The 24,839-nt window shown below is 47.3% G+C and carries 25 protein-coding genes and 1 pseudogene; 23 read left to right on the top strand and 3 right to left on the bottom strand.

Annotated elements, in window-relative coordinates:
- The first annotated feature begins 2 nt into the window (after positions 1-2).
- From R3F50_02710 to R3F50_02665, 10 genes are all read left to right on the top strand, one after another.
- Complete coding sequence (locus R3F50_02710; GenBank protein MEZ5489210.1) at positions 3-383, top strand: DsrE family protein; 381 nt, start codon at positions 3-5, stop codon at positions 381-383.
- Positions 384-397: 14 nt separating this feature from the next.
- The gene (locus R3F50_02705; GenBank protein MEZ5489209.1) at positions 398-1,003 is read left to right on the top strand and encodes a methyltransferase domain-containing protein; all 606 of its coding nucleotides are present in this window, start codon (positions 398-400) and stop codon (positions 1,001-1,003) included.
- A gap of 36 nt (positions 1,004-1,039) precedes the next feature.
- Positions 1,040-1,174 (top strand): hypothetical protein, encoded by a 135-nt coding sequence (locus R3F50_02700; protein ID MEZ5489208.1) that lies wholly within the window; start codon positions 1,040-1,042, stop codon positions 1,172-1,174.
- Positions 1,175-1,197: 23 nt separating this feature from the next.
- Complete coding sequence (locus R3F50_02695) at positions 1,198-1,998, top strand: sterol desaturase family protein (GenBank protein MEZ5489207.1); 801 nt, start codon at positions 1,198-1,200, stop codon at positions 1,996-1,998.
- Positions 1,999-3,529: 1,531 nt separating this feature from the next.
- Complete coding sequence (locus tag R3F50_02690) at positions 3,530-4,135, top strand: hypothetical protein (GenBank protein MEZ5489206.1); 606 nt, start codon at positions 3,530-3,532, stop codon at positions 4,133-4,135.
- 45 nt (positions 4,136-4,180) lie between these two features.
- Positions 4,181-4,942 (top strand): hypothetical protein, encoded by a 762-nt coding sequence (locus R3F50_02685; protein ID MEZ5489205.1) that lies wholly within the window; start codon positions 4,181-4,183, stop codon positions 4,940-4,942.
- Between the two features lie 150 nt (positions 4,943-5,092).
- Entirely contained in the window at positions 5,093-6,433 is a 1,341-nt protein-coding gene (locus R3F50_02680) for a hypothetical protein (protein ID MEZ5489204.1), read from the top strand.
- A gap of 210 nt (positions 6,434-6,643) precedes the next feature.
- Positions 6,644-7,699: a site-specific integrase gene (locus R3F50_02675; GenBank protein MEZ5489203.1), complete on the top strand. Its 1,056-nt coding sequence runs from the start codon at positions 6,644-6,646 to the stop codon at positions 7,697-7,699.
- A gap of 428 nt (positions 7,700-8,127) precedes the next feature.
- On the top strand, positions 8,128-8,499 hold the full coding sequence (locus tag R3F50_02670) for a hypothetical protein (GenBank protein MEZ5489202.1): 372 nt from the start codon (positions 8,128-8,130) through the stop codon (positions 8,497-8,499).
- A 1,130-nt stretch (positions 8,500-9,629) separates the two neighbouring features.
- Entirely contained in the window at positions 9,630-10,148 is a 519-nt protein-coding gene (locus tag R3F50_02665) for a hypothetical protein (protein ID MEZ5489201.1), read from the top strand.
- Positions 10,149-10,187: 39 nt separating this feature from the next.
- Here R3F50_02665 and R3F50_02660 read toward each other — a convergent pair.
- A pseudogene (locus R3F50_02660) lies at positions 10,188-10,397 on the bottom strand (transposase).
- A 137-nt stretch (positions 10,398-10,534) separates the two neighbouring features.
- Between R3F50_02660 and R3F50_02655 the strand changes: the two are divergent.
- On the top strand, positions 10,535-10,843 hold the full coding sequence (locus tag R3F50_02655; protein ID MEZ5489200.1) for a hypothetical protein: 309 nt from the start codon (positions 10,535-10,537) through the stop codon (positions 10,841-10,843).
- Positions 10,844-11,237: 394 nt separating this feature from the next.
- Here R3F50_02655 and R3F50_02650 read toward each other — a convergent pair whose 3' ends face one another.
- Positions 11,238-11,372, bottom strand: coding sequence for a transposase domain-containing protein (locus tag R3F50_02650; GenBank protein MEZ5489199.1), 135 nt, complete (start codon positions 11,370-11,372; stop codon positions 11,238-11,240).
- 885 nt (positions 11,373-12,257) lie between these two features.
- On the opposite strand from R3F50_02650, the gene R3F50_02645 reads away from it, so the two are divergent.
- The 5 genes from R3F50_02645 to R3F50_02625 all read left to right on the top strand — a co-directional run bounded on the left by R3F50_02645 (position 12,258) and on the right by R3F50_02625 (position 15,893).
- Positions 12,258-12,710 carry a hypothetical protein gene (locus R3F50_02645; GenBank protein MEZ5489198.1) on the top strand — a complete coding sequence of 151 codons (453 nt, stop codon included), beginning with the start codon at positions 12,258-12,260 and terminating at the stop codon, positions 12,708-12,710.
- Between the two features lie 130 nt (positions 12,711-12,840).
- Positions 12,841-13,266, top strand: a complete 426-nt coding sequence (locus R3F50_02640; protein ID MEZ5489197.1) for a hypothetical protein — start codon at positions 12,841-12,843, stop codon at positions 13,264-13,266.
- Between the two features lie 248 nt (positions 13,267-13,514).
- The gene (locus R3F50_02635) at positions 13,515-13,889 is read left to right on the top strand and encodes a hypothetical protein (protein MEZ5489196.1); all 375 of its coding nucleotides are present in this window, start codon (positions 13,515-13,517) and stop codon (positions 13,887-13,889) included.
- Between the two features lie 175 nt (positions 13,890-14,064).
- Positions 14,065-14,529, top strand: a complete 465-nt coding sequence (locus tag R3F50_02630) for a hypothetical protein (protein MEZ5489195.1) — start codon at positions 14,065-14,067, stop codon at positions 14,527-14,529.
- Between the two features lie 329 nt (positions 14,530-14,858).
- Positions 14,859-15,893, top strand: coding sequence for a tyrosine-type recombinase/integrase (locus R3F50_02625; GenBank protein MEZ5489194.1), 1,035 nt, complete (start codon positions 14,859-14,861; stop codon positions 15,891-15,893).
- A 134-nt stretch (positions 15,894-16,027) separates the two neighbouring features.
- Here the strand turns inward: R3F50_02625 and R3F50_02620 are convergent, their stop codons facing one another.
- Complete coding sequence (locus tag R3F50_02620) at positions 16,028-16,363, bottom strand: hypothetical protein (protein ID MEZ5489193.1); 336 nt, start codon at positions 16,361-16,363, stop codon at positions 16,028-16,030.
- An 890-nt stretch (positions 16,364-17,253) separates the two neighbouring features.
- Between R3F50_02620 and R3F50_02615 the strand changes: the two genes are divergently transcribed.
- The 7 genes from R3F50_02615 (at position 17,254) to R3F50_02585 (ending at position 24,668) form a co-directional block, all read left to right on the top strand.
- The gene (locus R3F50_02615; GenBank protein MEZ5489192.1) at positions 17,254-17,649 is read left to right on the top strand and encodes a hypothetical protein; all 396 of its coding nucleotides are present in this window, start codon (positions 17,254-17,256) and stop codon (positions 17,647-17,649) included.
- Positions 17,650-17,766: 117 nt separating this feature from the next.
- Positions 17,767-18,183 (top strand): DUF4279 domain-containing protein, encoded by a 417-nt coding sequence (locus tag R3F50_02610; protein MEZ5489191.1) that lies wholly within the window; start codon positions 17,767-17,769, stop codon positions 18,181-18,183.
- Between the two features lie 612 nt (positions 18,184-18,795).
- The gene (locus tag R3F50_02605) at positions 18,796-19,674 is read left to right on the top strand and encodes a hypothetical protein (GenBank protein ID MEZ5489190.1); all 879 of its coding nucleotides are present in this window, start codon (positions 18,796-18,798) and stop codon (positions 19,672-19,674) included.
- 91 nt (positions 19,675-19,765) lie between these two features.
- Complete coding sequence (locus R3F50_02600) at positions 19,766-21,103, top strand: replication initiation factor (protein MEZ5489189.1); 1,338 nt, start codon at positions 19,766-19,768, stop codon at positions 21,101-21,103.
- A gap of 183 nt (positions 21,104-21,286) precedes the next feature.
- Complete coding sequence (locus R3F50_02595) at positions 21,287-22,342, top strand: tyrosine-type recombinase/integrase (GenBank protein MEZ5489188.1); 1,056 nt, start codon at positions 21,287-21,289, stop codon at positions 22,340-22,342.
- Positions 22,343-22,436: 94 nt separating this feature from the next.
- Positions 22,437-23,627: an IS481 family transposase gene (locus R3F50_02590; protein ID MEZ5489187.1), complete on the top strand. Its 1,191-nt coding sequence runs from the start codon at positions 22,437-22,439 to the stop codon at positions 23,625-23,627.
- Between the two features lie 393 nt (positions 23,628-24,020).
- Positions 24,021-24,668, top strand: a complete 648-nt coding sequence (locus tag R3F50_02585; protein MEZ5489186.1) for a hypothetical protein — start codon at positions 24,021-24,023, stop codon at positions 24,666-24,668.
- The last annotated feature ends 171 nt before the right edge of the window (positions 24,669-24,839 follow it).

Genomic DNA, 24,839 nt, shown 5'->3' with positions numbered 1-24,839 from the left:
TCATGAGTATCGAAACCACTTCATCTTTGCCCCAAAAATTCCTGATAAACTGCGAACATGGCTCTAATGATCCGGAAAAGGCGACAATTTCCCTGATTCTCGCGGTTACTGCATCCAAGAATAACGAAGCTGTTATATTTGCTACATCTTCAGCCTCCGAACTCTGCATAAAAGGTGGTGCGGATAACGTCAGTGCCGATGGTTATGAGCCAGCATCTGTTCTTTTGGATGCGTTTATTACCAATGGCGGTAAGATCTGGCTTTGCCCGGCCTGTGCAAAAGCCAAGAACATCACCGCAGACGATTTAATTGAAGGGGTTGAAATAGCAGGTGCCCCACGCAGCATGGAATACCTTGCAAGTGGTGGTAAAGTTCTTGCCTAACCAAGGAGTAAATCATGTCTCAGAAAATACTGCTGGACGATGAAGCCCTGCGGGATCAGGTCAGGTGTAAATACCGCGAGGTAGCTCTAACCCCTGATGCTGAATTCCACTTTCATACCGGAAGATACCTTGCCAGTCGGCTTGGCTATGATGATTACGGAATTGATAAGTTGCCGGAGTCGGCAGTTGAATCCTTCGCCGGGGTAGCCAATCCCTTTTCCACTCGCCGGCTCGAGCCAGGGGAAAAAGTCGTTGATGCCGGATCCGGAGCAGGCTTTGATGCCTTCGTGGCTGCCAGCATGGTAGGCACAGACGGTCAGGTCATCGGTGTTGATATGACCGATGAAATGCTTGAAAAAGCCTCGGCGACCAAGGTTGAAATTGGTTTTGACAACGTAGTATTTCGCAAAGGCTTACTTGAAGAGATGCCGGTCGAAGACGGCTGGGCCGACGTAGTCATCAGTAATGGTGTCATAAACCTGTGTAACGACAAGCTTCGGGTCTTTCAGGAAATCCTGCGAGTACTTCGACCCGGTGGCCACCTGCAGTTCGCCGATATCGCCAACAGTAAGCCGGTTCCCCAGGCGGCGCTGGAGAACATCGATCTCTGGACCGCCTGAATCGCCGGTGGCCTGCCGTGTGCAGGCTGGGAAAAAATGCTTTCCGATGCGGGGTTCGAAAACGTTGCGGTCGGTGAGGCAATCGATACCTTCGGTGGCGCGTCGGGAGAAAAAAATGCCCGGCAGTTTGAAGTCTATGGCTATGCATTCATAGCCAGGAAGCCTCTTTAGATGCAGGGAACGGCGGCAGACAGATGAATGCATTGACCATGCAAGTGGAGAGCCTTCTCAGGTTGGGTGTGTTTCTATGCCTGTTTGGAATCCTGGCTGTTTGCGAAGTCTACTTTCCCAGGCGCAAGCTGAATTTCTCGAAACCACAGCGCTGGCTAAGTAATATTTCCATCAGCATTCTCAACACGGCTCTGGCGAGAACGGTAATCCCTTTCGCCGGAGTTGCCGGGGCATTGCTGGCTCAGGAAAAAAATCTGGGGATGTTTACTCTGCTGAGCCTGCCTGCCTGGCTGGAATTTGTACTCTTTCTGCTACTGTTTGATCTGGTAATCTATTTTCAGCATCGACTGTTCCATGCGGTTCCCCCGCTCTGGAAGCTTCATCGTATGCACCATACGGATCCTGACTATGACGTAACCACGGGTAATCGCTTTCATCCGGTTTCCATATTACTTTCCAGTCTAATCAAGTTTGCACTTATTTTAGTTACCGGGCCGCAGATCAGTGCCGTGATTGTCGCCGAGCTATTACTTAATGCGACGTCTATGTTTAACCACAGCAATATCAGGATTCCACAAAAAATTGACCGATGGCTGCGACTCTTGATTGTCACGCCGGACATGCATCGGGTTCATCACTCGACCGACAATGTCGAACACAATCATAATTTCGGATTCAATTTCCCCTGGTGGGATAGGCTTTTTACTACCTATAAGGCCCAGCCCCAGGCTGGACACGACATGATGGAAATTGGCATCAGTGGATTTCAAGATACTGGCAGCACCCACTTATTTTCTATACTAGCCCAGCCATTCCAGAAATGATTATCTACTTCAATCTAGTCTTGTGAAGACTCCGAGACTGGTGTCTGTTTAGCAAATGTATAGATAAATCGCTAAATTTCGAAATTAGGTTTGGGTTCTTCTATGACTCGCAGAATCGTTTCGCGAAAAGATATGTCTGGGGAAAACCCGAAATCACTAAACCTACAAAGTAGATTGTCAGCTTTTCGATCAATTTTAGAACAAATTCTACTGTAAATGTATACAGACCCCGTGTGTCATAACTAGCTGATATTTCTAAAGATAAAATCGCCAGGCTATTTCTGAGCTATTTACCCACAAGTTCTACACAGGTTACGTACTTGCAATAGTACAGAAACCGCATTATCTTGTGCTGGAATGTAGAAGTAACTACCATATGATGGGTTTCTACATCCACGGTGAGAAAGGTTACGTAAAGCAGGATTGCTAGAAAAAACCCGCCTCTTGGATGCAACCAATAGGCGGGTCGGATTCACTAAACATCTCCTTGGCGGTGACCTCTAGCGAGTTTGTAATATAGATAATTGGCCACAGTTAATCAATAGTACAAATTCACTCTCTCCTTTGCTCAGTTTACTCTTTGAGATCCTTGCGTCTAGCGAGGTACCAATACTTTTGTTTATTAAATGGAGAAATTGAATGGATAGGTTCATTGTGAATCGGAATGCACAACCTACAGGTGAGCACGAAGTTCATAACTTAGATGCGAGCTGTATTCGACTACCAGATTCGGTGAATCAGCTTCAGCTCGGAAACCATTATTCCTGTTCCGGAGCGATGGTAGAAGCGCGTAGGTTTTACTCCAATGTAGATGGCTGTTACTACTGTTGTAACGCATGCCATCGCAAGTAGAGGATAGAAACATGACTAAGATAAGAGGCAGGCAAGACGGAGCAAATGGCCGAAATGAGCATTACGACATAGGAAGTAGGAAAAATATTCCTCGGACCAAAGTCGTCAAGGAAGTAGAAGCCGGAAAGCATCCCGGCACCCATGTGATCACTGTGAATCGGCGAAAATATGTGAGAGATAATCCGGACTCAAGTACGAAAGACAACGTTAACAGGTAAACCCAATGTCAGAGTAACCTGGCTTCGAGTTTACTGTTGTTTGGGGCAATTTGGACTCTATGGGACAATCGGATTTTCGATTAGGCCTTTGGAAAATGGCACGCCCGGAGAGATTCGAGCTCCCGACCAACTGGTTCGAAGATTTACCCGTAAGGTTATAAATATCTTAATAACAATGACTTACGGCCTTGGTCGGTTTCAAAATTACCCTCATTTACACGTAATTGAGTGTGTATTAGCTCATTTTTTACTACATTCTCAATGTCGAGTTTTGAATCACAAGATTGTTCACCTAGAGTCGGCTTACCTTTGATTCTCGCTTTGCTTCCCATTGGAGGATAGAATCACCACAATTTCAGAGGGCGTTAGGTGCGGTCTCAATCTGAATTACTCCCGTCCTGAATTTTGCTGCGTGCAGACCCCGCACCAATGCTCTGAGCTAGTTCACTTTAGGGATCACCGTGTCATCCTCCGATTGGTATAGAAATAAGGATTGGAACAAATCGATCGAAGAGCTTTTTTATTCGAAATTGAAACGTGCACGAACGCAAAGAGATCAGTATTTGGTGATTCAAGCACTAACCTTGTCTGAGAAGCACCCAGAGATTTCGCTTCGTTTGGTAGATGAATACTTCACTTCGAGAGAAAGTCGATTTGAAGATGTTCGGGCTCTGCTGGCGAGGGCGAATGCATTCATCGCTCTAGGTGATCTCGACAAGTGTGTTGTTACTTACAAGGAAATACTCGAAAGAGAGAAAGAATTTCCAAATCATCTGACCCAAGTGTACCTTGACTATCCCTATCTGGTTGCAACAAAAGAAATTGAAGACGAGTATGCCAATGCTCTAGATGTTCTTGATGCTCACGTAGATCGGCTTATGTTTCCGTTGGATCACTTCAAATGGCACGCTTCCAAGGCACTAATCAATAAAGATGGCTCCGAGGCAAAGAAGTCCCTGGAGGCAGCTAAAGTTAAAAGATCCGGTTTCCGTTTTCATCAGGATGTTGGGTTGGTAGGTAAAGAACATGCGAAGACAATAAAACATCTGTGCAGCATCAACACGTAGTACGTGAGACTGGATGCTTTCCATATCCTCCTTAGTATTCTATAAATGCCGTTACTCTCTGATTCGTTATCCATTTGGGATATAGCCCATCGTTGGGCTGGTTATGATCCTGACAGTTATCGGATCAAGCTGCCACTACTTGCAAAAGACTATGCTCGGCTCTTGGTCAAAGCTGTGCTCAATGGAGAGGTCTTTTGCGAGACACTGACCCTTGCCAAGCGTCCTTCTGACTCAAAGGCTGACCCTCGATTTTATATTCGAACCCACCTCGATGACGTCTATGCTTGCATCCATGGCGTTCGGTACAACCGGAAGTTATTGCAGTGGGCTTCCATATCCAGACAGGAATTTCAGGAATGGTGCGAGAGTATGGCGATACCTCTGCCTGAATTCTGGTTCCCTCCTGGGTGGAAGTATTCCTTTGAGATGCCTGAGTTTGGCACCAGGGCGTTCTGGGCACAGCACCAGGAGCCTGATGAACCGGACGGTTTTTCTCTTGTATTCCGGTTACCTGAAGAATCTAGTGGTGAAGACAGTCAGCCCTCTCCATCAACCGAAGAGGCAATTCCAACGCGGGCGAGCCAGATAGCCAAGTTGTGTGCCCAACAAATGGCTACTCAACTCTGGAAGGAACACCCGGATCGAACCATCACAGCCATGGCCGATGATGAAGTCATAAGGAGATATTCCGGCGCTTCACATTACGATGCGCGCACGGTTAGGAAATGGCTTGGTGAAGTGGCCCCTGTAAACGTGAAGAAAAAGGGACGTCCAAGGGGGAAGAATAGCGACGAACAGCCTGATTAGCTGCAAGTTGAACCTTCTTGTAACTGCTTGATTGCAATTAGCAATTAAATGGGCCAATCCATTTTCCCTGCCTCTTCGGCTTAGTCTGTAGCTTTTTTGGCTCGTCCTGGCTGCACATTGTATGAGCTCCCTACTCAAAGGAGCTTTACGATGAAATCTGACAGCCACAATCACGACCAAAATCCCAACGCAAGGGCGGCGCGGGATGCTGCCCCGCAGCACCGGCCCGCCCCTGATGGTGGTTCTGGAAAGGGTACGCAGTCTAGTAACACAGTACCCTCTAATTGCATTGATTCCCGTAATACCCGGATTCTCCGTACCGGTATTGATAGCCTGTACCTGACCTATCAGGGCCATTTATCCGACGAGTCGTCCATCCGGCTGACCAAACTCAAGAAGATGGCACAGTCCACCAGCGCCTCAAGCGTCAACCTGGCCCAATTCCTTGTTAAGAAGCATGTGTTTGAGGTTAAAGGTAATGGGCGACATCCCTTTGCCTATATCCTGGAAGATGGCACGTTCCGGATCGAAGCCGCCAAACAGGACGCCAAGCAAGCGCCTATGGCTTACGCTAAGGTCTCTAGTGAGCTGCTGACGGTCGATGGACCTGACGCTGCCCTTGAGGTTTTGCAGAAGGTTATCGACGTGCTGGGGGTTATCACTGCTGGTCCGAATGTAGCCAGGGTTGATCTGTGCGTTGACTTCCTCACTGATTACCCCCTGGAAAGTATCACCGATGCCGAATTCGTCACCAAGGCCAGAACCCTGGCACGGCATTCAGACATGCGTCGGTTTTCTGGGATTTCATTTGCACCCAAGGCAGATCTCTCTGCCCGACTCTACAACAAGACTATTGAAATGCAGTCTAAGAACAGTCTACGGCCCTACCTGAAGGCTCTGTGGCATCAGGCAGGCTGGGATGGCGTTCAGGACGTCTGGAGACTTGAGTTTCAACTTCGCCGCCCTGCATTAAGGACACTCGATATTGTGTCCTACAAGGAATTGAGAAACTGCCTGGGTGGACTCTGGCAGTACTGCACTAACCAGTGGCTTAAACACACTGCCCCTAACCTCGCAGATCAGACCCAGACCCGTTGGCCGGCTTCCTCGCTCTGGGAAGTCTTGCAGGGCGCTGATTGGAACGATAACAGCCAAATACTTTTAACCCGGCACAAGGTAGAACGAGGACGCCCACCCTCGGATGGTCACCTGTTCGTGAACGGCCTCAGTCCTCTTACTTCGTTCTCTGCCCGTGAAGGTTACACCCATGCAGGGGAAGCCTCTGAAGCGTTCCTGAAGGCTGCACAGGGTTTTCATGATCGACGATCCCACATAACCGGCGTGAGCTTTGACGACTATTACCGGAACAAGGTCGAGGAGAAACGCCGACTTTACAACGCTGGCCCGAACAAGCCCTTAGGCGATGGTCCCCATCCGGCAGACAAGGCCGTGTCCCGCGAATACAGGAAACGAAGTGATGGAGACTACTAACCATGAGACCCTCGATCTCCTGGGAGCCGCTGATTTCCTCAAGCTCCACTGGCAGACCGTCCGGGAGCGAGCCAAATCCGGAGAGATTCCTGCCGCCAAGCTGGGACGCCGGTGGGTGTTCCTCAAGGCCGACCTTGTGCTCTACCTGCAATCACACTACTCTACTGGCCGACCAAGGTCGCAAGTCCAGCAGAATGTAGGAGATGCATTATGTTGTACAAACGACCGAATTCGCGTTTCTGGTGGTGTAGTTTTACCGCACCTGACGGAACTCGAATACAACGCTCTACTAAAACAGTAGACAGGCCCCTGGCACAGGAGTTTGAGGATAAGCTCCGTGTTCAGTACTGGCGGAATGCCCAGCTGGGTGAGAAGCCTAGAAGGACCTGGAAAGAAGCAGCGGTCAGATGGTATCGAGAAACCTCCCGCAAGTCGGTGGTGAATGACCTCGGTCATATCCAGTGGCTTGATCCTTACCTGGGGCATTTGTTCCTGGATGAGATCACACGGGAGGTCATCGACCAGATCACGGAAGCCAAGGTCAATACTGGCGTGAAACCGGCAACGGTCAATCGCTTGTTGGAACTGGTCAGAGTGATTCTGAATACCGCTGTGAAGCAATGGGAATGGATTGATCGGGCACCCCATATCCGGATGCTGAAGGACCCGGCCAGGCGTATCCGGTGGTTAACGCGAGAGGAAGTCAGAACACTCCTGTCGAACCTGCCACCTCATACACAAACCCTGGTGCGGTTCTCCCTGGCAACCGGATTGAGAGAGACCAACGTCACGCGCTTGCAGTGGTCACAGGTTGATCTTGAACGGCGTGCAGCCTGGATACACCCGGATCAATCCAAGACAGGACGTCCTATCGGGATACCGTTGAACAAGGAAGCGGTAGTCTTGCTCAGAGGTGAGTTAGGTAAGCATGAGAAATACGTGTTTACCTTCAATGGCAAACCCATCAAGCGGGCCAATACCAAAGTCTGGCGCAGAGCGTTGGAGCAATCTGGTATAGAGAACTTCCGCTGGCATGATTTGCGGCACACCTGGGCAAGCTGGCACGTTCAGAACGGCACCCCGATGCATGTATTACAAGAACTAGGCGGTTGGTCAGATATTCGGATGGTGCAGCGTTATGCTCACCTGGCACCGGAGCATCTGTCACCGTATGCCGAAAGCTTGTGTGAGCTGGAACCTGTTACTACATTTTCCACTACACAAGAAAGAGCGAAACAAAAAAGCAGCTATCCCTTTTCGAGATAACTGCTTGATTCTAAATCGCTTATTTTGGCACGCCCGGAGAGATTCGAACTCCCGACCAACTGGTTCGAAGCCTAGTGCTCGGAATCTGATTTTCCCAATATTATCAACACATTAATTGTTTGTACTGTCCCATTGGTTCTGTATCAGCATAGTCGTATCACTTTGTTTTTATTAGAGAGATAGCTGTAGATTGGGACAATTTTGATCGCGATAGTCTAGACATGAGAGTAGCAATACTTAAATTTGCTGACTGCATCTCGTTTCCTTGGGTAATCACTATATTACCATCCTCAAAAAGGCGGGATGCTATTGTTGTCTTCGCAATCAAAATCCGCTAAAGGATTATTCAAGCCCTTCGGCAAATTGTTTGACGATCTCAGTTTATATAAACATTCATGAAGCAAATCCCAAAGCAGACAAGAAATGATGTGATCGCAATTACTCTTCTAGGGGCATTTGTAAGTATTGCTGGAGCTGTACTCAGGATAGATGTAGGCAATGGGATTGTACTAACAAGTCGAGAAGCCTGGGACCAAGGTATCGCACCCACAATGGTGCTGTTCGGTGTTTCGTTGATGCTCTTGGGGTACTATTTATTCAAAGGTAAAACATGGTGCAAGTGGCCAATTTTTCTTTGGCTTCCATCATTTTTTTTGATCGAAATCATTGTGCTGTGGGATTTGAGCCCTACGTCTGCTCAAGAATTTCTCTATTTGGGTCTTCCAGTGCTATTAGTTTGGACTTGGGGTGCGTATAAGGTGTTTAGTCGAAAAGAAACTATAGATTATTTGTCAAACTGAATTTATTAAAGATCATGGTCGGGCAGACAGATTTATTCTCGCTATAGATACCAATAAGGTCACTTTGATTGACCATTGCAAGCAAGCTCTTGCTTTAGGACGGTTGGAGAAAACACAAGAATTACGATCCAGAAGTTGCATACAGGGATAAGTCGGATTTTGAAGAATACGTTGCTGTTGATAGGGATGAAGCTAAGAAGTACGGTAAGATCGTGAAAGCGACTCTCCTGTCCAACCGGGAATACCAACGGCGCTTTGACAGGCAGCACATTGACCACAGCATGAAAGAGCCGCCATCAAATGGCAGGATTTTTCAAGGATACGTAGTCGTGAGAAAGTTGAATACGTCTAAAGAGTACGAGACTTGGATGCCAGAGTATGTATTCAATGAGATTTACCGAGCGTGTGAATAGCCTACCTATTTCGAAGCCAGCTTCTCAAATTCTGATTTCCCGTTTGTAATCAGCAACATAGCAAACGTAATTGTCCCATTGATTATCTCTGCAAGCCAGCGTAACTATATGATTTTATTAGATAAGGCGTTGGACGTTGGGACACTTTTTACAGCCCCCCTATTAGGAAACAGAAACTGGTTCCAGTAAAATTTAGTATTAGTAGTAGTTAAGCTTGATTAATAGCGGACGTTCCAGCAATCTAAATCTAGTTCGCCTTTGAACCCCAAGGCGACCTTCGCGATCGTTTGAGCTTGATAGGAGTAGCTCCATTAAAACAAATGCTATGAACCTAGATCCTAAAAAAATGCAGTTCCTAGAGGAGCACCTGGATCTTCTTCCTATGCCCAAGCGCGAAGTCGCAAGGTGGCTTTGTAAATTCGGCAATGATCCCAACGCAAAAATGCCAGCTAAGCTGTGGCATATTGCACACGAGTCTTTCTCGTTTCATCCTAGAGTGCAAGTAGAGCATTAAAGACCATTGATGGCGTTTTCTACAAACACGCAAGTATTGCAGTCGAATCATTGCCTACTTAGGGGTTTGCTAAGAAAAGTCAACGGTGCTTGGGTACCAGATTCGACTTATGTTGAAAGAATGCGACAATATTATAGGCTTCCTGATCCTTGCTAGCACTTAGAAGTAGGGTATGAGCGAACAGCAAAATAATGGTGAAAGCTATGAGTATAAGAAACTTTTGGTTGACCTTTCTATTTGTGCTTTACGCTAGGAGCGTATTGTCTGTTGAGCCAGTCATAAACCCAGAGAATGCTGCGCAATTATTGGCGGCTCGGGATCATGCAGCGGTGCTTGTTCGCATTGATGGCGGAATTCCTATTGGTTTGTATACGTTCTTGAGAGGGAGCTACAATAAGAACAGTTTTAATCTTGATGTGGCAATTAATGACTGGAATAGAATATTCGGCGAGGAGGGCACGTCACGTTACCTAGTAATATCAAATATCAAGGGAGACCTACCACCACTCATCAGAGCATATCAAAATGAGCTTACGGCGGGCATCCCGGCAGAAAAAGAAATATTGCTTTTTTTTGATGAAGCAGATCAATCTGGAATATTTCTACTAGACCAAGTTTTTGCATTTGAAGTTAACGCTGAACTGAAGTCAAAAATAAATTCAAGCCTAGATGACGTGATTAGTTTTATCGTAGATGAGATTCTTGAAGAAGAATCAGAATAATTAGTTCAGTTCCAAGCGCGTCATCGACGAGTTTGCACACACCTTCGCGTAACCTTCATAGCCATCGGTCTGGAGATAGCCCGCAAAGCCTTCCAGCAGACGCACAGGCACGGCCTGACTGCGGCTGGGATCATAGTCATACAACACTAGCGGATGTTTCGGCTGTCCGCCTCTTCGTACCCACAAATACGACTTACTTTGCGCCTTGCGGCCCGGTTCCTTGAGCACCTGAATCGTGGTTTCGTCCATGCCGATGGTAAGCGTGATGCAACAGTATCACGCGTACAATTTGTAAATGATAGATAGATAGCGTCAGCAAGTTTTTCAAAAGTAATTGATTAGTCGTTACATATATTGTCTTAAATCTATGGTGAGAGTATAAGACTATGAACTATTCAACATTTGCAGTTTTAATTGTTGCAAGTTTATTTTCATCTACAGGGAGCGCAGCCGAAAATCCGGATTGCGTGACAGCGTTTGAAAGCCCTGGGCTTGCAATTAGGGTCAATGATCGATCTCCTGAGTTAGAAAGAGTCCTAACTGAAATCCTTACAAGTGTCGTGCTATCAAGTGGATTCGAAAGAACGAGCCAGGGAACTTTCGAGGCAATACCGGGTTCTGAATTCCCATATACAATTTGTTCAGCAAGATTTGAAACTTCAGTTAACAATCTCTACTGGAAGAAATTTTTTTAAAGTCGGAATTGACACAGAGCAGCAAATAAATGCCAATTTGCAAAATTTGCTCAAACAAATTGGCAACGAAGCACTTGATCGAGCTTTAAAGAGTAATGAAGTTAATGTCAGAGTAATTCGGGCGTTTTCAGGGTTTGTGAATTAGCTTTCGACCACTTGCCAATTGATCTGACATGAAATCCATCACCTAGGCTCTATAGAGCTTATGCTTTTACCAACAAGCGCGCCAACCGCGTAAAAATTCTGGTGCACGATGGCCTGGAACTGTGGCGTAACCGACCGGTAAACCCATCTTGCTAGCTCAGCCTGATCCACCGATAGTGTCCACCTATTTTTAAGTGGACAGTATCATGAACATTCTCATGGTTTCGCCCCTGAGCAGTAACCGCAATTATTACACCATACGATGCGGCAGCAGCGCTTCAATCTCTTCAACACAAATGGCCTTGGGAAGTTCTGTAAACACATGCCGCAAGTAGCGGTAAGGCTCGATTGCCGCTCTCCCAGCCTTAAAAAGGGGCGGAAGCATAGCAGTTATAGAGTTAATTCAATGCGTTAGGCAGGATTCTGGGAATATCTGATCACTGATTCTGGAAACCCGGAAAAAGTGATCGGATAAAACCAGAATCGATGATCGAATACTTCCAGAATGGATGATCAGATAAAACCAGAATCAGTGATCGGAATGGGCCAGAATATGCAATAAGGGCATGATAGCGACATTTTTTCGCCTAAAAGAGAACCTTTGGGCGTTCATACGAGCCGATTTGCCATCAACAAAAAATCAGGTCTACACTGGATTCATACTGGTCAGTTGAACACAAGCACTCAAAAACCTTCGTAAAGGCTCTCGTACTGCTGTTTAAGGTATGTTATTAACGCAGACTGATTTATCACACAGTCTGAACCCGAAGCGGAAAACTCCGATTTCATTGGAACCAATCCTTCGAATACGAGACGATCCTACAACAGATGTCTTTTCGCAGTTCAAAGTTAACAGATCCAGAGAGTTCTCGGTGGCGGTATAAGCACCGTAGATTCCTAATTGGCTGCGGCATTCCGGAGGAAGTCGTCGATTCCGATCAGCGTTGGTGTTACATGCTTCTTCATGGCGATGATGAATTACAAACTGGCTGGAGCTCAGATTGGATCAGTATTGAGCAGACCATAGATCTACTTGAATTTTTGGACATGGAAATTTCTGATACTACTGGATATGAACTAGTGGACGTACTGCGTCGACGGATAGCTGCGAGCACCGAGTAAGAGTGACGTTTCACTACTAAGTCGGGAGCTGACGTAGAATCCAAGGATTCGAGAGGCGGCACTGAACCCGAAGCCGTCATCCGATAATGCTTATTACAGGATATCTCTCAATGCATGTAACAATATTGATGTATAGGTGTAAAAATATATGACTTGCAGGCATATTTCTCTACTGCTCTTCTTTTTTACCTTTAGTCAAATCTCATTCGCACAGCAATCTGCGATTGAAATAATGATGATGGAAAATAAGCCTGAAGGATATGGCGAAGGGTTCGTGTTGGCGCAGGCTAACGGGACTATTAATGAAGTGAATTCGACGGTGGTACTATTTTCGTATTTTACCGGAGATCCCCGAATCAGAGGACCCATTCAGTACCTCGCTGTGTTTGGTAACGAGAATGGGGCCCAATTAATGGTTAATCCTATCGCAGTTGGCTCAGTAGCGGAGCAGTATTTTAGGGATATAGCGATTGAGGATAATAGTGTCAGGTTAATAGGAACTCGCTGGGAGATACCGTTTGATTCTTCTCCCTCTAACAGACAGAACGTTGAACAATATTTTATAGTTAGAGGTGGATATTTAATCGCGCAAGCTAAATGAGGTGGATCTTTATTCTTTGGCAAAGCCTATTACCGGAAATACTAACTTCTGCATTGAAGCCGCAAGCCGTCATTACTATTCAATGGCGATGTCCAGTTTAGCAATTCGCACACTTTGAATTCATGGATGCATGTTGATTAAGGTCGATGGCGTTTTTCTCAAAAAAGTCCTATTAGTTGTTGAGTTCCTCGCGTGTTTTGGACTGTTGTTGGTGATCTATGGGTTAGGGGTTTTGATTGCTTTAGCCTATCTCTTTTCCCTGCAGTTTTATGCCTTCTCGCTCTTGCTAATACTCTTGATTTCTGGAGGACTAGGGTTGATGGGTATAACTAGTATGCTCATGGAACTGTTAGTGAGTGAGGTCCAGTTACCCAGAACGATGCAAAGTACTTTTACAGCCATTGGCATACTAGTGGCTGTTGCAGCTTTTCTATGGTCATACAAGCAACGTGGGTTAGATTGGTATGCGTTGGTGTTTGTAGCCCCAATAGCCTGCGCTTTACATTTCGCAATTTCGCTAAAAGCTGTTGACAGTAGTGAGAGAAAGCTGGGCTGATGTGATATTTCCTGGGCCTTGCTGTAAATATTGCGGTTCAGTACATAGATTAACGTCTGCTCTGAAGCCGCAAGCTGTCGTAGCTGAGGGCAGAATCTACGTCCGCTTTCACGATACTGGCCTTTAAATTCCGGTGATTATTTTGCGCATTCAACTGGTCGATCCAACAGTCTCGGTATAATTGTCAATTGTGGACTTATTATTTGCAATGTATCCTAATTGGCATTCAGTGCCTATCGGATACAATAATGACCAGCAAAGCAAAATATGAACGCAATAAATCCCTCCTTGCAGACTTAAGCACCACTGACCTTAAGGCAATCTACAAAATAGAGCAGGAAGCAATTGCAAGGTATACCGGCGATATGCGAACACTTGCCAGTGCATTAGGATTTCTCAGACTTGGATATGAGGTCGGTTGGAGAGTGCTGCTCATCGCACATCACAAAGCCACAATTAAGAAATATGAAGACATTCTAGGCATAGAGATTCGACAATTTTTTGATGAAGAAGGACCTGGCGCCGAAAGATCAATCGGACTCAAGTTCGCAAAATCTATAGGAAAATTTTGGGAAGTTGTCCGCGGCCAGGAAAAGCATCCTCAAAAAGGCGATCTCTCCTAAAAAAACAGTAGACAATGAATGCCTACTAGATTAAGATCGTAGGCTATGAATGCCTACTATAACAGTTGTACTTACAATCTTACTAATTTCATTGACCACTCCGTTTCCCATACGGTCAGGCGTCTAACCCCAATTGCAGGTAGCTCTGAAGCTCTAGCTACACGGAGAAACTGCCGTGTTCTCTAAAGTGGAGCTTCAAAAAGCCTATTCTCAACTATTGGCAGAGTACAACTGGCAATGGTTCTGCACGCTTACCTTTAGAAATCCCCCTCACCCAGAAGCAGCTGTTAAGCTCTTCAAGGTTTGGATAAACAAGATAAATCGAGAGATTTATGGCTGTCGCTATCACAAGCGAAAACAGTGCGTTTACTGGGCATTGGCACTGGAATATCACAAATCTGGGGTGCTCCATTTTCATGCTCTGGTTGGGGATTCTCATGATCTCAATACTCGATGTTCCCGCAAATGGGCGCACTCCAATTGGTATGAGTTAGGTGGCATCAACCGAATCGACCCTATTGACGACCGGCTTAAAGCGGTAACCAACTACATATCGAAATACGTAACCAAAGGCGGCGAAATCGACTTCAGCGACAATCTTGTCGGCTACGGTTTACAGCTCTCGGGGGTGGAGGTCTAGATATTCGGCCTCCTCGACCCGTGAGGAATCCTCCGGGTCAGATGACATAACTCTCCCTCGTTAGCTTGATGGGAGAGTTATGTCTAGAGAAAACGTAATCAATACTTCATTATGCAAACAATCAACTTAACAATCGAGGAAATTCAACAGGTCACAGGCAGAGTCAAGCCCTGTGCACAACTGCGTTGGTTCAAGCAAAATGGATTTACGGCAAAGGTGCGCGCCGACGGGAGACCTCTGGTCTCGCGGGCGCATTTTGAGTCAATGATGGGCGGTAACACAGCAGCTTCGACACAAACGGACTATGAACTTGATCTAGGAGCGATCTGATGCCACCAAAGCCCCGTCTCAATGCCAATAAAGGACTCCCAGCAGGATGGCGCCACAAGCATGGCGCATATCACTATCGCGTCCCTGTTAACCTTAGGGAGCTATGGGATGGCAAGACAGAGTTTCGTCTAGGTAAAACGTTGACCGAAGCCTATAGAGCCTGGGCAGAAAGACTGGAAATATACTCTGATGCCAAACTGATGGGCGATCTACTGGATCGGTATGCTCTGGAAGTCATTCCACACAAAGCGGAGAAAACACAGAAATCAAACTACGCGTCTATAGCAAAATTGAAAGCAGTCTTTGCAACGCTGCCAATAGAAGCGGTTAAACCAAAGCATGTCTACCAATACCGAGACAAACGTGGACAGAGCGGCAAGAGTGCAGCCAATAGAGATATTGAAGTTCTCAGTCACGCTTTTACCAAAGCGATTGAATGGGGACTCTGTGAAAATCATCCCATCAAGGGCAAGGTCAACAAATTCAGGACTCCACCTCGGCGTCGCTACGTGGAAGACTGGGAGCTTTCAGAAGCGTTAAAAGTGGCCTCGCCTTTCATGGCTGCCTACATTCGATTGAAGCTTCTCACAGGCCTCCGTAGAAGCGATCTCCTCTCCCTCAAGCAATCCGACCTCAGTGATGATGGTATCCATGTAACGCCCCGTAAGACGGCACATTCCACTGGCAAAAAAATGATTATCAAATGGAGTGATGACCTGCGAGATGCGATCGATGATGTGATTGGCCTGCGAAAGAAAATCTTATCAGTCTGGCTGTTTCACACCAACCAGGGACAGCCCTACATCAAGCCCGATGGTTCTGCCAATGGATTCGATTCCCTCTGGCAACGGTTCATGGCAAAGGCGATAGATCAAACCGGTCTGACTGAGAGATTTACTGAGCATGATCTAAGAGCAAAGGTGGCTTCCGAGATTAAGCCTGCCCATGCCCGCCAACTACTTGGGCATTCGTCTGAATCAACGACGCAGAGAATTTATCGTCGAAAACCTGAGTTAATCAAACCTGCCAAGTAATCCATTCAATGAGCTTAATTCGATCAGAATTGCGTACACCAAAATGCACCTAAAAGCAGACATTTTTTAGCAATTGTTGCTGGCTAAATGATTGGCTGAGATCGACCAGACGGGGTCAACCACAGCTCATTCCTCTACAGAGAATTGATCATGATTTCTGTTAATGCGCCTTCGGGCGAGAACTTGATGATTAAACCTCCAAAATACACGTAATTAAAGTCATTATATTCTTCAGTCCAGTAGTTCGCATTTTGCTCGTCGGCAGAATTGATAAATGTTTGGTAGTCAAGGGATTCGGCCGCAATCAGGAGAGCCGCCAATGCCATTATATCCTCCTCGCGACGCTCTAATGTGTTTTCAGCGAAGTCCCTTAATGAGTGTAGTCTGCTCGTATGTAGGTTGAAGAAATAGCCCGTACTTACGCCGATTAAAAAAATGACAGCAGGTACAACAGTAGGGATAATTTTCATCTGATTCATCAATTGTCGACACGGTATAGATCAATTCGGATAGCGCCCAGGAGCTGGTCAAAGTAAAAATGCTACCGCCTTCGCTCGTTTTATATCAGAGCAAAGATTCCTTGTCAGTTAAAGTCTATGATTCCACACAAGTGCAAGTAGCTAAAATCCTTGACGAAGGGGAGATCCGCATGGTCCCGGCTTACCGACCAGCCGGGCGCAGCCCGGTAGGTCGGGCCTGGAATCACCGTGCGGATCAGGGCCCCTTCGTCAAGGATTTTCGATACTTGTCAGTGGCACAACTAGAGGAATCCAGCAATTCTTTGGGACAATTGCCAATCATTGGGACAATCGAAATTTTCGATCAGGCTGGAAGCCGCGAGAAATGGCACGCCCGGAGAGATTCGAACTCCCGACCAACTGGTTCGAAGATTTACCCGTAAATTTGTAACTTTTTTAATAACAATGGCTTACGGCCTTGGTCATCGCTTGAAACTAGCCTATTTTCTTTAAATTTAGCCTGGTTTAGTGCATTTTCTGCTACATACCCTGAACAGCCGACACTGAATTGCACTCTGAATGACTGCTTTTGGATCGCTGCTGACCTCAAAGAAGTTTTTATCGTGTAGATCCCCCTATCAGGTGGAAACTTCCGCTGTCGACACCAAGCGGAAGCTAGCGGTACTCGGCTCCTAGGCACGATTTTCTATATCAGCAAAGTAGAATTCTCTTTATTTCAGTGGGATACTGACCGCTGTAAGTTGCATATGGGGACCCCCTCCATACCCAGTGGGAATGGAGACCCCCTCGTTAACACTACTGTTAGGTCTCCTACAATGCGCCGTAAGCGGCTCAATCATGCAGCAGAGACGTTATGCGCAATGTTTTGCGGATGGCGCCTCATGAACTCTTTCCAAGAGCTTGAGGCGCTAGGTACTGGAATATTGGAAATTGATGTAAAGAACATTGAGTGTCGTTTCAATGGGGCTACCATTGACTCGATTTCGATCGCTCACGAGCTAAATGCTTGGCTCTCTGAAGATCTTGATCAACACGGCATTGATCTGCCATCGCTTGAAGAGGCCACACTGATAGTATCGATAAATCTAACGCGCACATCGAGATACCACGATCCAGAAGGTAGTATCTACATAGGTAAAGATCGGAAGCCAATTAAAAGAGGTGATTTCTTCAGCCTCGAAGCCGAGTGTAGAAGTCTCATACGTACCGATGAAGCAAAGTATGAGTCTGCGCGTACACATCAAGAGCAATGGCCGGCTGGCTGGCCGGAGACCTAACAATGCGATTAACTGCGCGCCTTCGGCGCCGGACACGGCCTGCGGCCGCGCCGGTTATCTAGGGCGTTATGTTCCTCCACCGGTTCAAGCCCTTGGAGCTTTAACTAGGAATTTATCTTGGCAACTACTGAAAATCGCGGAATAGTGATTCTTAGGCTACGACACAGCGACGAAGATGTGTTTCAAATTGGCGAGAAAATCGGGCTACCAATTGCTACGCATTGGCAAAAGGGAGATGCAATTAACCGTGGGCCAGAATTAGAAGTTAGAACACGCCAGGATAGTTACTGGTCAACGCAAGTACAAATAGATGATCGAGGGCTAACGCGCTCGATTGATAAACTGATTGATCCTTTACTTGCTAATAGAGAAGTTATTCGAAAATTTGTCAGTCGAGGCGGAGACATCAATATTTATCTCCAACTGAATGGAAAGCTGAATACCGGGGATTCTTTGCCCGTCAGCATGCTTCGAGATTTGTCGGATCTTGGTGTGTCTCTTGATATAGAGGTTTTTCCGAATAATGGAACATAACCATGAATTCAAAGCGGGACGTTATGTGCTATGAGATACGTCTGCCTACTTTCCCTTGTTTTCTTAAACGGATGCAGTTCGCTATCTGAAATTGAGAGACAATATGCAGGTGAGTGGACCTGGAGATATAACAGCAGGGATGGATCTTGTTCAGACACAGGGTATCTGAGTCTCAGGCGCGATGGTCAATATTCTGTATCAAGTGAAGGTGGGTGTGAGGATATTATCGCAAGCGATAGTTTCGGGATTCACAGATATGGCTGGTACGCATCAGATAACAAGATTTGCCTTTCTGCAAACGAAGAAGAAAGGCAGCTTAGAGTAATGACTGAAAATTGCAAAGAGTTCGGTTACGTGATGGCCCGCGACAAAGAGGGCAAACATATCCTTTTGAAGCAAAGCCGAATTATAGAAGAAGTTGATTTCATAGAATTGGCTCGGTCTAGTGAGCGTTAATTCGCTACGCACATTACAAGCGGGTCAAGTTCAATCCGGCCCTTCGGGCCTACGCGGCGTGTCGGCTTCGCCGCCGCCCCTTACCATGGGCGTTAATGACCGCTCTAGCCGATTGCTGAAGGTTTAGCCCATAGGAAAAATTAGGAGTTTAACGTCATGGATGACGGATCAAAATGTCGGCTGTTAGCTCTACTCAAGAAACTGCTGCCTGAATTTAATGGAATTCTCAAACAGGTCAAAGACGGGCGCGGTTTCCTTAATTTTCCCTCAGGCTTCGCTGATTGGTTGATCGCTGATGGCCTACCCCCGTGGTCACACTTCTATAAAAACAAAAACGCATTCAAAGCCCTTGGCGTGAGGGCGATCACTGATCCCACTTACCTGGATGAGCTGAAAGCTTCGGATCAAAGTCTTAGTTCTGAGTATGTTAATGAACTGAAGGAAGCAGTAGTTGAAGAAGTTCTTACTGGGGATTTTTTCGATGTCTCTGATGAGGAACTTCTTGATTCTCAGGAGGCAATTGAGAACTGGGAATCCCTCTCGGAGGACGAAAGAAATTCGCACCTAAAGACAATATACCTGTTGTTCTACACAATCGTTACACAGTCGGTTTACTTCATGTCTCTAGTTACCTTTGGGCGGCATATATGTGACCTGGTATCCGATGCCGAGAACGGCGACGATGACGCGTTCTGTAAAGCCGTCCAGATCGACAAGACCATCCTGTTCGGTATTCCTTATTTTCAAAAGCGCCTGATCCGGGCTCAGCTTGGGAGTGAGCCGGAATTTTTACACAAGCTGGCTCTTGCGCTTGAAGGTCCCTCGCTCGGTCGAAAGATCAGCTACCCCCAGTTGATGTTTGTATTCGCGATTCTTGACGATGAAGGCTTGCTGGATATGCCCCTGGATGAACTCCTGACATTCTGCGAGGAACTGGGCGTCTATGGTCGGGAGTATGGCGTTGAAGATACCGAGAGCCTTCGAAAGCGCCGCAAGTACTATCGAGATCGTACCGGACGCCAAATCCGGATTTGACGTCCTTCGCAGCGCTTATACTCAGCCATAGTATCGGAAACCGTCTAATTGCGGCGGTTTGGCACCGCCTTACTTTTCATAGGTGGTTTATATGTCTTCCGATACTTCTCCCCAACAAAGCACGAACACAAGGGCGGCGCGGGATGCTGCCCCGCAGCACCGGCCCGCTTCTGGTGTTGAATCTTGTCAGGGTACGCAGTCTAGTAACACAGTACCCTCTAATTGCATTGATACCTGTGATACCAAGATTCTCCGTACCGGTATTGATAGTCTTTACCTGTCCTACCAGGGGAACTTGTCCGACGAATCCTCTATTAGGCTGACTGAGCTGAAGAAGCTGGCCCAGTCTTCCAGTGCTTCCAGTGTTAACCTGGCCCAGTTCCGTGTAGATCCCCATGTGTTTGAAGTGAAAGGCAACGGCAGGCACCCGTTTGCATATATCCTTGAGGATGGCACATTCCGGATCGAAGCCGCTAAGCAGGACGCCAAGCAAGCGCCTCTAGCTCACGTGAAGATTTCCAGTGAGTTGCTGACTGTCGCTGGGGCTGACGCGGCCCAGGAGGTCTTACAGAAGGTTATCGACGTACTAGGGGCTGTCACTGCTGGTCCGAATGTCGCCAGGGTCGATCTGTGCGTTGACTTCCTCACTGATTACCCCTTGGAAAGTATCAACCGGGCTGAATTTGTCACCAAGGCCAGAACGAAATCGTGGCACGAGGATTCTGGGCGGTTTTCCGGGTTTTCCTTTGCGCCTCGGGCAGTCCTCTCGGCCAGACTCTACAACAAAACTATCGAGATGCGATCCAAGAACAGCCCACGCCCTTACCTGGAAGCACTGTGGCGTCAGGCAGGCTGGGATGGCGATAAGGACGTCTGGCGGTTGGAGTTTCAGTTTCGCCGTGAGGCGTTAAGGACACTTGACATCGTGTCTTACCAGGAGCTGAAAAACTGCCTGGCTGGCCTTTGGCAGTACTGCACGCATCAGTGGCTTAAGCATACTGTGCCCAATCCTGCTGATAAGACACAATCCCGCTGGCCCGTCTCTTCCTTCTGGGCAGTGCTACAGAGTGCAGATTGGGGTGATGCTAACCAGATGTACCTGAAACGGCATACAGTGGAACGAGGTCGCCCACCCTCCGATAAATTCCTGTTTGTAAACGGCCTCAGTCCTCTGACTTCGTTCTCTGCCCGTGAAGGTTTCACCCATGCCGGGGAAGCTTCTGAAGCGTTCCTGAAGGCTGCACAGGACTATCACGATGGCACGTCCCAGATCACCGGCGTCAGTTTTGATGACTACTACCGGAACAAGGTTGAGGAGAAACGGCGACTCTACAACGCAGGCCCAAATAAGCCCCTCGGTGATGGTCCCCACCCGGCGGACAAAGCCGTGTCCCGTGAGTACAGGAAACGCAGCGATGGAGACTACTAACCATGAAACCCTCAAGCTCCACTGGCAGACAGTCCGTGAGAGAGCCAAATCCGGGGAGATTCCTGCCGCCAAGCTGGGACGCCGCTGGGTGTTCCTCAAGGCTGACCTTGTGCTCTACCTGCAATCCCACTACTCTACTGCCCGACCAAGGTCGCAAGTCCAGCAGAATGTAGGAGATGCATTATGTTGTACAAACGACCGAATTCGCGTTTCTGGTGGTGTAGCTTTACCGCACCTGACGGAACTCGAATACAACGCTCTACTAAAACAGTAGACAGGGCACTGGCACAGGAGTTTGAAGATAGGCTCCGTTTTCAGTACTGGCGGAACGCCCAGCTGGGTGAGAAGCCGAGAAGGACCTGGAAAGAAGCAGCGGTCAGATGGTATCGAGAAACCTCCCGTAAGTCGGTGGTGAATGACTTAGGTCATATCCAGTGGCTTGATCCCTACCTGGGGCAATTGTTCCTGGATGAGATCACGCGGGAGGTCATCGATCAGGTCACAGAAGCCAAGGTCAACACTGGCGTGAAACCGGCAACGGTCAATCGCTTGTTGGAACTGGTCAGAGTGATTCTTAATACCGCTGTGAAGCAATGGGAATGGATTGATCGTGCACCCCATATCCGGATGCTGAAGGACCCGGCCAGGCGTATCAGGTGGTTAACTCGAGAGGAGGTCAGAACGCTTCTGTCGAACCTGCCACCTCATACACAAAGCCTGGTGCGGTTCTCCCTGGCAACCGGATTGAGAGAAACCAACGTCACGCGGTTGCAGTGGTCACAGGTTGATCTTGATCGTAGGGCAGCATGGATACATGGCGATCAATCCAAGACAGGACGTCCAATCGGGATACCGTTGAACAGAGAAGCAGTCGTTTTACTCAGAGGTGAATTGGGTAAGCATCCGAAATATGTGTTTACCTTTAATGGCAGACCCATCAAGCGGGCCAATACCAAAGTCTGGCGCAGAGCGTTAGAGCAGTCTGGTATAGAGAATTTCCGCTGGCATGATTTGCGGCACACCTGGGCAAGCTGGCATGTTCAGAACGGCACCCCGATGCATGTGTTACAAGAACTAGGCGGTTGGTCAGATATTCGGATGGTGCAGCGTTATGCTCACCTGGCACCGGAACATCTGTCACCGTATGCCGAAACCTTGTGTGAGCTGGAACCTGTTACTACATTTTCCACTACACAAGATCGAGCGAAACAAAAAAGCAGCTACCCCTTTTCGAGATAACTGCTTGATTCTAAATCGTGTCCTTCCTGATACATAGGTTACAGACTATACCGGAGACATAGGTTACACAATTGAGCATTTGGGAGGCTCCCAGATGCCATGGCAAGAGTGTAATCGTATGGATGAAAGACTCAGGTTCGTAGCCCGGCTGCTGGACGGCGATAAGATGGCCGCTGTGTGTCGTGATTTCGGCATTTCTCGCAAGACCGGATACAAGATATTCAATCGCTACAAGGATGCCGGTATCCAAGGGCTAGAGGATCGATCTCGAAGACCTTATCGGCACGCCAATAAACTGCCTTTTCAGGTTGAAAAAGCCGTCGTCAGAATCAAGCAAGAGCATCCAACCTGGGGTGCACCGAAGATTCGTGAGAAGCTGATTAAGCTCTACCCTATGGTTAAACCACCAGCCAAGAGTACAGTCCACGCTGTGCTTGATCGTCATGGCCTGGTTAAACGTCGCAAAAGACGCCGCCATAAAGCACAAGGAACACAGCTAGGCGCTGCGCAGTCTCCCAATGCCCTATGGTGCGCTGATTTCAAAGGAGAATTCTTGCTGGGTAATAAGAAGTACTGTTACCCGCTGACTATTACTGATCAGCGATCGCGTTTTCTATTAGCTTGTGAGAGTTTGGAATCCGTTAAGGAAGTCGGCGCTATCCCGGTATTTGAGCAGGTTTTCAAAGAGTACGGCCTTCCTGCCGCCATCAGAACTGACAATGGTGTGCCCTTCTCCTCACCGCAGGCATTATTCGGTTTGAGTCGACTATCGGTCTGGTGGTTACGCCTGGGAATCAATATCGAAAGGATTAAGCCTGGCAATCCACAGCAGAATGGTCGTCATGAGCGAATGCATCTGACGCTCAAGAAAGAAGCAACCAAACCGGCCAGCTACAACTTTCTGCAGCAGCAGAGTCGATTTGATGAATTCAGAGAGGGTTACAATCATGACCGCCCCCACCAGGCACTAAATGGCTTATACCCCGCCGAAGTGTATACAGCTTCAGCCCGCGAATATTTCCGCCCAGATGTCCCTGAGTACCCCTTTCACGACCGCACGATCCTGGTCACGAAGTGTGGCCGAATCTGCGTGGGTCGACGGAAGATTAATTTCAGTGTCGTATTTGGCGGCCAATACGTAGGCATCAGAGAAGTGGCCGACAGAATTTGGCTTGTCAGCTTTATGGATTTCGATATAGGATTTTTCGACGAAGAAGAGAACAGGGTGGAGCCAGTGGGCGTGAACCCATTCGCTCCAAAGGTGTTACCCATGTCTCCGGTATGAAGTGTTACCTATGTGTCCGGTAAGGACCTCGCTTATTTTGGCACGCCCGGAGAGATTCGAACTCCCGACCAACTGGTTCGAAGATTTAACTGTAAAAATGTAAACTTATTAATAACAATGGCTTACGACCTTGGTCCGTCCATATAATTAGTCAAAAAGCGCTCCATTGAGCGTCGCTTATACCATTTTTCGCTACACCTTAATTCATTTCATTCTGCTTGCCGGCATGGTGAGCAAGTGTTGGCGTCGTAAGGTTGTCGCTCAGGTCTTTGATGAAGTGTAGAATTGTCACCAATTTAGTGGCTCTATGCGGTCGGCATCAAAATCATTTTCGCGGCCTCCTACATCACGAGAGTCTTGCGAGTCCTTTGTGATCAAATTACGGGTGTTTGTATGAAGCAATCTGAGTCTGACAAGCTTCTACATAGATTATTGCGAGAGCAATCAGCTCGTCGGGGTTGGAGATTCAGTCGTGGATTCATCTATAAGAAAGAGGGGGATTTGTATTTCACCATAATAGTCGGCGGTCAGCTTAAAGCAAAAACTTTACATTGGTCTATGACGTTCAAACATTATGATTTCGACGACATTTTCTGGGAAATAGTTCAGCTACCTGAAAACAAGGTGACGCCGCTTAGTTTTCGCGCTTGCGGAGCATGGGTTGCTCCAAGTATGGATGTTCAACGTGGGACCATCACGCTAGATCAATGGGACGAGGCAACTCTATCAGAGGAAGTCAGCACTATTTTTGAGTTGCTCGATCCTATAAGTGTTGAGTTAGCAAATACAGCTACCAGCTACAAGGCCAATCTGCAACTTCTCGAGTCTTTTTATTCACAATTGATAAAACAGTATCCAAATGCAATCCGGGACTTGTGGGTGGAGAAACTTTTAACCTGTTTACTCGAATCTGAATTTGATGAAGCCAAGAAAATCGCCGTCAATAGATCGGAGGCTGGTGATTCCGGTGGTTTCAATTACGCAGGCCGATCTTTTTACCAGTTAGCAATAGAGTATATTGATGCTATCAATAATCAGTAGTAAGTGACTCAAGAATCGGCTCAAAACTTTTCTGAATCTCCTTGTGAATCGAAAATGCCATTAATCTCAGACTCCTTGTCTATATGGGTTATAGCCCATCGTTGGGCCGGTCACGATCCAGATGGCTATCGGCCAAGGCTCCCCCTTTTAGTCAAGGACTACGCAAGGCTT

This window comes from Gammaproteobacteria bacterium, from assembly GCA_041395725.1.
Lineage (GTDB): Bacteria > Pseudomonadota > Gammaproteobacteria > Pseudomonadales > Pseudohongiellaceae > NORP240.
The sequence above is the reverse complement of the archived record's forward strand: the minus strand, read 5'-3'. Positions and strand labels throughout refer to the sequence as shown.